Raw genomic sequence first — 1,514 nt, 5'->3', positions numbered from 1 at the left:
CCGAGCTCGGACCGTGCACCGCGGCGAGGCCCTGCGCGGTGCGTTCGGCGCTGCCGACTGGTCGGTGCCGCACCCGCGTGGCGTCGTGCTCGCACTCACTCCCTGGAACGACCCGGTCGCCGTCGCGTGCGGGATCCTCGGCGCCGCGATCGTCACCGGCAACACGGTCGTGCACAAGGGCAGCGAGCGCTCCCCCGCGACGATCGCCCGCCTGAACGCCCTGCTCGCCGAGGTCCTGCCGGACGGCGTCCTCGTCGGGGTCGACGGCGACGCCGCCACCGGCGAGCTGCTCCTCGAACAGGACGGCATCGACGTCTACGCCCACGTCGGGTCGACCGCCACCGGCGACCGGCTCTCCGAGGCGGCCGTGCGGACCCGCGCCCACGTCGTGCGCGAGAACGGCGGGAACGACGCCGTGGTCGTGGACGGCGACGTCGACCCGGTGTGGGCCGCGGCCCAGGTCGCCCTCGGAGCCTTCGCCAACACCGGCCAGATCTGCACGAGCGTCGAGCGGGTCTACGTCCACCGCGCGGTCGCCGAGCCGTTCGTGACCGCACTCGTCGCCGAGGCCGAGCGGCGCACCTCGGCCTCGGCGGCGGAGTACGGGCCGCTCGTCGACGACCGGCTCCGGCGCACCGTGCAGTCGCACGTCGACGATGCCCTGCAGCGTGGTGCGTCGGCGCGCACCGGCGGGGCCACACCGGACGGCCCTGGCACCTTCTACCCCGCGACCGTGCTCACCGGTGTCACCGACGACATGCTCGTCATGACCGAGGAGACCTTCGGGCCGATCGCCCCCGTCCGCGTCGTCGAGGACTTCGACGAGGGCCTCCGGCTCGCCGCCGCCGACCGGTACGGGCTCGCCGCCACGGTGCTGACGAACGACACCGGGCGCGCCCTGCGCGCCGCGGCCGAGCTCCCCGTCGGCACGGTGAAGGTGAACGCCGTGTTCGGGGGCGCCCCGGGCGGCAGCGCCCAGCCCCGGGGGGCCTCGGGTGCCGGGTTCGGGTACGGCCCGCACCTGCTCGACGAGCTGACCACCACGACCGTCGTGCACCTCGAGGCGGCACCGCCCGCCGGGGGCGCACGGTGAGCGCGGACGTCCGGCTCGTCCGGGAGCTCGTCGCCGCGGTCGACGACCGCGAACCGCTCGTCGTCGTCATCGGCGACTGCATCCTCGACCGCTGGACCGTCGGCGAGGCGGAACGGGTCTCGCGCGAGGCACCGGCCCCGGTGGTCCGCGTCACCGGGACGGTCGCGGTCCCCGGCGGCGCGGCGAACACCGCCGTGAACGCCCGCGCGCTCGGCGCACGCGTCCGGATGGTCGGGCTGCTCGGCGACGACGAGGCCGGTGTCGTGCTCCGCGAACGCCTCGACGCCGCCGGGGTGGACACGTCCTGCATGGTCGTCGTCCCCGGCACGCGCACCACGACGAAGTCGCGCGTCGTCGGCGGCGACCGGGTCGTCGTCCGCGTGGACGAGATCGCCGCCGAGCCGACGGCCGAGCACGGGGG

2 protein-coding genes are annotated in these 1,514 nt (G+C 76.0%); both read left to right on the top strand.

Going from position 1 to position 1,514, the window contains the following annotated elements; all coding sequences use genetic code 11:
- Nucleotides 1–1,093, top strand: a 1,093-nt coding sequence (locus tag I5E_RS01980) for an aldehyde dehydrogenase family protein (protein WP_042723494.1), incomplete at its 5' end; no start/stop codon positions are given.
- Nucleotides 1,090–1,514: PfkB family carbohydrate kinase (locus I5E_RS01975; RefSeq protein WP_031261080.1), on the top strand; the 425-nt coding region annotated here is incomplete at its 3' end. The genes I5E_RS01980 and I5E_RS01975, both read left to right, overlap by 4 nt.

The organism is Curtobacterium sp. B18 (assembly GCF_000333375.1).
Taxonomy (GTDB): Bacteria; Actinomycetota; Actinomycetes; order Actinomycetales; family Microbacteriaceae; genus Curtobacterium.
Note: the sequence above shows the minus strand (reverse complement) of the source record. Positions and strands in the feature narration are given on the sequence as shown.